Annotated in this window: 6 protein-coding genes; 4 read left to right on the forward strand and 2 right to left on the reverse strand. The window is 45.5% G+C overall.

All coding sequences use genetic code 11. The features are described from left to right. Positions 1–54 precede the first annotated feature (54 nt). Positions 55–2,415 (reverse strand): methyl-accepting chemotaxis protein, encoded by a 2,361-nt coding sequence (locus FJ444_RS13530; RefSeq protein WP_140958955.1) that lies wholly within the window; start codon positions 2,413–2,415, stop codon positions 55–57. A 176-nt stretch (positions 2,416–2,591) separates the two neighbouring features. Further along, a complete protein-coding gene (locus tag FJ444_RS13535) occupies positions 2,592–3,575 on the reverse strand; it encodes an esterase family protein (RefSeq protein WP_140958957.1) in 984 nt (327 codons plus the stop codon). A 295-nt stretch (positions 3,576–3,870) separates the two neighbouring features. On the opposite strand from FJ444_RS13535, the gene FJ444_RS13540 reads away from it, so the two are divergent. From FJ444_RS13540 to FJ444_RS13555, 4 genes are all read left to right on the forward strand, one after another. Beyond that, complete coding sequence (locus FJ444_RS13540; protein WP_140958959.1) at positions 3,871–5,091, forward strand: multidrug effflux MFS transporter; 1,221 nt, start codon at positions 3,871–3,873, stop codon at positions 5,089–5,091. Between the two features lie 99 nt (positions 5,092–5,190). Beyond that, positions 5,191–5,733: a DUF1285 domain-containing protein gene (locus tag FJ444_RS13545; protein WP_140958961.1), complete on the forward strand. Its 543-nt coding sequence runs from the start codon at positions 5,191–5,193 to the stop codon at positions 5,731–5,733. A 192-nt stretch (positions 5,734–5,925) separates the two neighbouring features. Then, on the forward strand, positions 5,926–6,357 hold the full coding sequence (locus FJ444_RS13550) for a hypothetical protein (RefSeq protein ID WP_140958963.1): 432 nt from the start codon (positions 5,926–5,928) through the stop codon (positions 6,355–6,357). A 509-nt stretch (positions 6,358–6,866) separates the two neighbouring features. Next, positions 6,867–7,265 (forward strand): hypothetical protein, encoded by a 399-nt coding sequence (locus FJ444_RS13555; RefSeq protein WP_140958965.1) that lies wholly within the window; start codon positions 6,867–6,869, stop codon positions 7,263–7,265. The last annotated feature ends 74 nt before the right edge of the window (positions 7,266–7,339 follow it).

The following is a 7,339-nucleotide window of genomic DNA, read 5'->3' on the forward strand; positions in this document are numbered from 1 at the left end:
CATAACGTCTTAATATCTTGTGGCTTATATCACGCGCGGTAATGTAAGCCTGGGTTACTCAGCCCGGAATGCCGTTCGACGCTTAACGCTGTGCGATGGATTCGATACCTTGAAGTTGTCTGTAAGGGATTTGAGTTTGTTACCCATTTTAGTAATGTCTTCACCAATACTGGCACTCAGTTCAATAGCATGCTGGTTTAAATCAAAACTCTTGTCCATTAGCTTAAAGTTTTCAGATACTTCATGCAGTTGGGTTTGCTGCTGTCTGGAAACCGCGCCAATTTGCAATACATGCTGATTAATATTGGCAATGGCAGATTCAATCAATGCCCAGCTTTCTTTGGTTTCGTTTACCTGTTTAACGCATCCCTGGGCATTCGCCAGGCTCTTGTTCATTATGCTTACGGCATGCTGGGTACTGTGCGATATGTTATTTACCAGTTCCGCAACACTGGTGGTAGAAGAGCGGGTTTGACTGGCAAGGTTTCGCACTTCATCAGCCACTACCGCAAACCCTCTGCCAGATTCACCCGCCCGTGCGGCCTCAATCGCCGCATTTAATGCAAGTAAGTTGGTTTTCTCAGCGATTTCGTTAATTACGTCGATAACCTTAGAAATGCTTTCGGCATCGTGTTTTAAGTCGTTTACTGCGCTTGATACATTGGCAAGTGTTGCACCCAGTTGGTCCATGTTGTGGATCGTTTCGTCTACAAACTGTCTGCCGTCTGTTACGCAGGATTCGGTGTCGCGCGTGGCTTGTTGAATTCCACCCACTTCATCTGCCACTAACTGGCTGGAGTTTAGTGTGTTATTTAATTCGTCGCGCACTATGTCGGATTGCTTGTGTAAATTGTTAGACGAAGTAATGAGTTCTTGGTTGACTTCTGTCACGTCTATCGACATGGGTTTCATGCGAACAATGGACGCCAGTAACTGAGAAAATGTGGTGTCCAAATGTTCAATAAATTCGTTGAAGCTGCCTGCCAGTGCAGACAGTTCGTCGTTGCCCTTGGCGGGTAATCTGATGGTAAGATCGCCATCGCCTGAGCTAAGTTGTTTAACGGTTTCGTGCATTTGAGATATGGGAGTGATAACAGGGCGGGCCATAAACCAGCCAACCAATAAACTGATGAACAGTGCAAACACCGAGAGCAGCACAATATTTAAAACGATTTGTTCGTTTAAGTGTTCAATAAATCCCAATGCTTCACTGTAATCGATCTCACTGAGAATCACCCATTTTAGCCCTGCTATATCCAGCGGCTTATAGGCCGAGAGTACTTCTACACCGCGATAATCGGTAACCAGTGCATAACCACTACTGCCCGCCAAAGCACTTTTAGCCGCGTCGGATGTTACCGACTGTAGGCCGATGGAGGTGGTAAATACATCCATCGCGCTCAGTGTGGTTTTGTCGGTGCCGATGGATTTCATTGTAGCCAGGTAACCACTTTTATCTTCCAACAGAAAGCGGGAATTTGAGCGCATCAGGGTATCGGCACCTACCAGATAGGTTTCACCCGACAAACCATAGCCTGCTTCTTCCCATTTCTGATTATGGGTCATAATGCTATCGATACGGTCGAGTGGCAGTTGCATTATCAGCACGCCAATCGTTTTGCCGTTTTGTGTAATTGGGGAAGAGACAAACGCCGCCTGGGCATCATACGAAGGAAGGTAGGTTTCAAAATCAGTGAGAAAGCTGGTTTTACTGTTGCTTAGTGCTAATGCGCCCCGATAGGCCTTGGCCAGCCCACTTTTTGCGTAAGGACCATTGATGAGCGAAGTGGCGTAATCCAGCTCTTTGAACGCGGAATACACCACGTAGCCGCTGCTGGCGTCCACCAAAAAGATATCGTAGTAGCCATAGTGTTCAATGTAGTCCTTAAACACCTCGTGATAGGCTTTATGCGTGTTGTCATAAGCAGAGCCTGAGCCATCACTGGTAAGGGCGTCTTTATTGCCCAGTGGGTTGGGGTTGTCGGCAATGTACTGCTGCTGAAAATGACGGGTGAGTGGTGACAGTGACTCAAGTAATGCCAGGCTGTTTAACTTGCTGTTTGAATTCAGCGAGCGGTATTTTCCTGCGAAATCATTGTTGTAATAGCTGGTGAGACTGCTACTTACAGTGTTTGACACCCTGGTTTGCGAGAACGCGGCAGTAAATTCAGCCATCGCATTTACAGTGGTAGGGTTAAACGACAAGGTTTCTGCCTGAGACTGCACGTTGGCAAGGTAACTTTCTACTTGTTGAGCCGTTTGATCCCGTGCGCTGATTAACCGGGCCTGAGTGGTTTGCAATATTTGCGCTTTGGCGTCGGTTTCAATAAACCAGCCCAGCGTTAAGCAACTCACAATAACGAAAATTACTCCAATCGCGGTGTAACTGGATACCAACTTGGCTTTAAGCTTCATTCACGCGCACTCATCATTCAGGTGTAATTTTAATCTTACACCAATGTACTGTGATTGGAATTGGCTGTACGTATATTTTTACGCTTTATCGGGCTGGTAAAACCTGTTTGTGGTGGTGCAGTAAATTTAATGTAATCAGTATTTTATCTGTTTTTAATGGATTGGCTGTTTACCTGTTATTCTTGCCAAAGCCAGCGCAGTCCTTCAGGTAATAACGCGCCGGGGTGCGAGTCGTTATGTTCGCCGTCTGTCCAAACCGTTTTTAGCGCGTAACGTGGGCCTGGGAGCGCTTGCTCATCGGCGTGTTTATTGACGTAACGGAACGCAGCGGCCATTTGTTGATTGGCTAAAAACCAGTTACCCCATTCGTTGTCCAGGTCGTTAATACCGTCCTGCATAAAAATACGCAGGGGGCGAATGGGCTCCCGGCGAATTAATGCCGGGTAATCCTGTCCGCCGGTTTGCATACCAGGCTCTGCCGGGTGATAGCCAATCGATACAAAGCTGCCGATTGAGCTATACACCTTTCTAAAATAATCGGGTCTGAACCAGGCTGCCGTAAATGCGGCAATTGCCCCACTGCTGGTCCCCCCAATGGCCCGTTGGTTGGGATCATCGGTTAAATGATAATTCCGCTCCAATAACGGGATCATTTCTTCAATTAAAAATCGCGCATAAGTATTGTTAACTACATCGTATTCCTGCCATCGGTGGTTTGGGTTACTCCAACCCAAATCGTCCGGGTAAGTGGGCGACATATTACCCGGCGTAATAAACAGCCCAATGGTTACCGGCATGGCCTTTTGCGCTATCAGGTTTGCCATTACGGTTTGTATTCTTATTGATCCGTTGGGATTGGATGCCCGATGTCCATCCTGAAATACGAGTAAGCTGGCAGCGTTCGATGCATCGTATTGGGCTGGTACAAATACCCAGTAGCGTCTTGAAGTACCTGCATATATCTGGCTTTGAAATTCAAAGGTGCCTTTTAGCTCGCCAGGCGGTACGCCGGGTTGTAATTCGTGATCCGGTGTAAGCGTAACCTGCGAGCGAATTGACGGTGCAGTATTCAGCTCTGCCAGAGCCTGCTGTGCGCTGACTAATGCAGGGAAAGTAAGGGTAGCCAAGCATGCCGTACACAAAAGCCGAACGAGTGTCATTTTCTATCCTTGAAAGCAGTGTATGCCGCAATAGTATGCATTTTGTTGATTAACAAAAAATTAACCGGAATTGGAGGGTAATGCAATCCGAATAACCCGCTGATTTTTTACAACCGACTTTTTACAACCTATGCGCTGTAAACGGTTTTAACTATTGTGTTAACTATTGAGAGGGTAAATAGTTGGTATCTTTTCTATCGTTAATGGCTGGGCGGGAATTCTGCTAAGATAGTCGGGTTATTATAATACCCGTGATTTGCCAGTCAGTTGGCAACACTGCTATCGTCTGGTCAATATGTATAATCAGCGCCCACCCAGATTCTTCGTAATTTATCTCTCGGCCTTAATTGCGGTAGGCCCGTTTTCCATGGAACTCTATTTGCCCGCTATGTCGGCCATGGCGTCGTACTTTAATACGAATATGGCGGCGCTTAACTATACGGTAACGGCGTTTTTCTTTGGCGCGGCTATTGGGCAACTGCTGGGTGGCCCTTTGTCGGATCAAATAGGCAGAAAGCCAATTGTGCTCAGCGGGCTACTTATTTATATGCTGGCTACAGTGAGTATTGCAAATGCCAATTCTGTAGAGGCAATTCAGTGGCTGAGAGCGCTACAAGGGATGGGGAGCGGTGCAGCCGGCGTAGTCTCCATGGCGTTATTGCGCGATGTGTATCCACCGCAGGACGCGGCCAGAAAAATTCCCGTGGTGATAACCGTGATGATGCTGGCGCCGTTAGTTGCGCCATTGATGGGCTCGTTGCTTGTTTACTTTGGTTGGCGGGTGATCTTCTTTACGCTGCTCGGCTTTGGCATGTTGTTGTTTAGCTGGCAGTGGCTGGCAATCCCTGAAACAAATCAACCCAAGGGCAATCTGAACATTACTCAGTGGCTGGGTAACTTTAAAGTGGTTATTTCGCACCGGGTAGACGGCAAGCTCATTGCCACGCGATATATTCTGGCTGGCGGCTTTTGCTCCGGCGTACTGATGACCCTGATCACCAACGCCGCCTTTATCTATTTAGAGTATTTTTCTATTCCGGTTGGGGTATTCCCCTTGTACTTCTCTGCGAATGTTGTGTGCCTGATCATGGTTACGCTTTGCGTGGGCAAGGCCGTTAAACATGTTGAGCCACAAACGTTGTTCAAAGTGGGCACGCTTTTTCAATGTCTGATTTTGGGGTGTTTAACATTACTCGTTTCAGTTGGCGTTTCAGATAAGCAGCTAATTATACCGTGTCTGGCATTAGCGATTGGCTGTGGTGGGTTAATTCAACCCTGTATTACATCAATGCTGATGGCGTATTTTCGCCGTTATAGTGGCAGTGCGGCTTCCCTGGCTACGGCCATTAAGTTTTCAATTGGTGGGTTGTTAGGCGGCATCAGTAATGTGTTTTTTAACGGCACATTGGCACCGGTTAGTCTTGTTATGCTGTGCAGTTCAATAATGTGCTGTGCGTTATTGTTTTCTATTCCCAAGCAGCCGTTGGCGCTCATTAAGGAAGATAAGTCACTGTAATGGTTATGTTGCTACAGTAACGAATAGGATTCTCGCTTTTCATTTATCTGCAAATTTGATTTCATACGGTGTATTCACAGTGCATTGGCTAGCGTTGCTATGGATTTACACACCCTTACCACCGACATTGAAAAACTGGATAGTGAGCCGCCGTTCGATCAATGGCATCCGCCATTTTGTGGCGACATTGATATGGTAATTAAGGCCGATGGCAGCTGGTGGTATAACGGTAGTCCTATTGGTAGGGAGCGCATGGTAAAGCTATTCGCCAGGGTGTTACTCAAAGAAGGTGACGACTATTTTCTTAAAACCCCCGCGGAAAAGGTTCGCATTCAAGTTGAGGATGCGCCTTTTGTTATTTCACAGTGGCACCAACATGATACCGACGAAGGCCCCGCCATTGAAGTGGTGAGTAACCTGGGGCACTCCGCGATTTTATCGCCAACCCACCCACTGGTAGTAGACGAGACTGATATCGAGAACCCACGCCCCTATGTAACATTGCATCGCGGTTTAACCGCCCTGGTTCACCGAAATGTGTATTACCAGTGGATCAATATCGCATCACCTGCAATCAAAAACGGCGAAGAGCACCTCATGCTAAAAAGCGGTCAAGCTGAGTTCAGTTTGGGAAAGTTGTGAGCTTTGTAATAAAGTAAAAAATAATTACCTGTATCGGTGTATTAGACGCAAGAAAACTTGCATTGCACCCTGTTTACTCGAATGATGGGGTTGTTTTAAAAGAACCTTTGCGGTAGTTATGAGAGAACTATATACACCAAATTGGTGTGAGTTTTTACACCATTTGAAGTCATATTAAGCTGTTAGGTGCCTATGAAAAAGTATTTAGTTCTATTAACTTTTGCGGTGCTGATTTCAAGTGATTGCTGGGCATGTTCTTTTCCAGAAAAAACTCGTGAGGAGATGTTTGATGATGCTGAACGAGTATTTATTGGAAGAATAATTAGCACACAATTGAAAACTGAAATAATCGAGAACGAAACTCTTGATGTGGTAAATGCAACCTACCAGCTTGTGGAGTCATTCAAAGGAGAAAATCCACAAATTGGTATAGTTAAAGAGATTCCATTTTCACCAGGCAATTGTATGCTCGGACTATTAACTGGCTTGGAATACGTCATTTATCTGGAAGACCATCATTTTGTAACCTTACCAAGTGGTTCTTGGGGCTATTTCAATGCTGAAGCAAAGGACGTAAAAGAAGAGTTAAATAAGCTGAGAGATATATCAAACTCCGGCACCTAACAATCGCATTAACCACTCGCTGCGCTCGCTGGGGACAAAAACACGTAGGCTCTCCTCGCTCCGCTCGTTATTATAGCCTACGTATTTTTGCCCGTTATGCGGGCGTTATACGCCGATTCGGGCTAGCTGTTTCAATGCATCAGTGGGTTAGATTTTTGGCTAGGTAGGGCTGTTTGCTAGGTTGTTTTTACTCCCACCATTTTCAGTTGTATCAGCAGCTTTATCATCGCGGTTTTAGATGTTCCGCAACTCCAACTGTCAGCATTCCAGGTTGTTTACAGAATCAAAAGTGCGTCTGGTATTTTGTAGGTTGTTGTTTTAAGGTAATTCAAGGCGTTATGCGTTGCGGTTGTATCAGCAGGTTGTGGCGGCAAGCCGCGACAGTTCAGAGCTCGCACGTATAACAATCGTTTCAAGTCGCGCGCCGGGACGCGCTGGGACAAAAACATGTAGGCTGCTTCGCATTATAGCCTACATGTTTTTGCCCCTTAAACGGGGTGTTAGGCTCTATGTCGATAATAGCTATTTTATTAAGTCTTTTATTATTTTTTCCGGCAGCTATTGCAGCCTTTATTTGCGCTATGGCTACTGCTTTTTCAATCCTATCTCCAATATTTATTATTCCTTCCTTATTGGTGAGCACGCTTATTTTTTATATCTATTATCGTCAGTTTCAACTTTGTAAAAAAATTGGAAGAAATGAAGCTTTTGATGCAAAAATGAGTTCAAGCCTGATACTTGCAATATCTTGCCTATCCGGAGTTAGCGCAATACTGTATATGTATAGTTACATTAAAAATCTGGAAACTGTGGTTTTTAATCCAGATATTCTTTTTACGGCGGCTTCAATCTCACACACTTTAGCTTCTATTGTTTTGTTGTTAATTTATACAAAGCGAAAAGCCTAACACATATGAGCCTCCGGGCTGTCAATGAAAAAAGATAGCCCCTTGACCACTATTTCAAGATCAATATTTAGCCC

The organism is Aestuariibacter sp. GS-14 (assembly GCF_006494365.1).
Taxonomy (GTDB): Bacteria; Pseudomonadota; Gammaproteobacteria; order Enterobacterales; family Alteromonadaceae; genus Alteromonas; species Alteromonas mangrovi.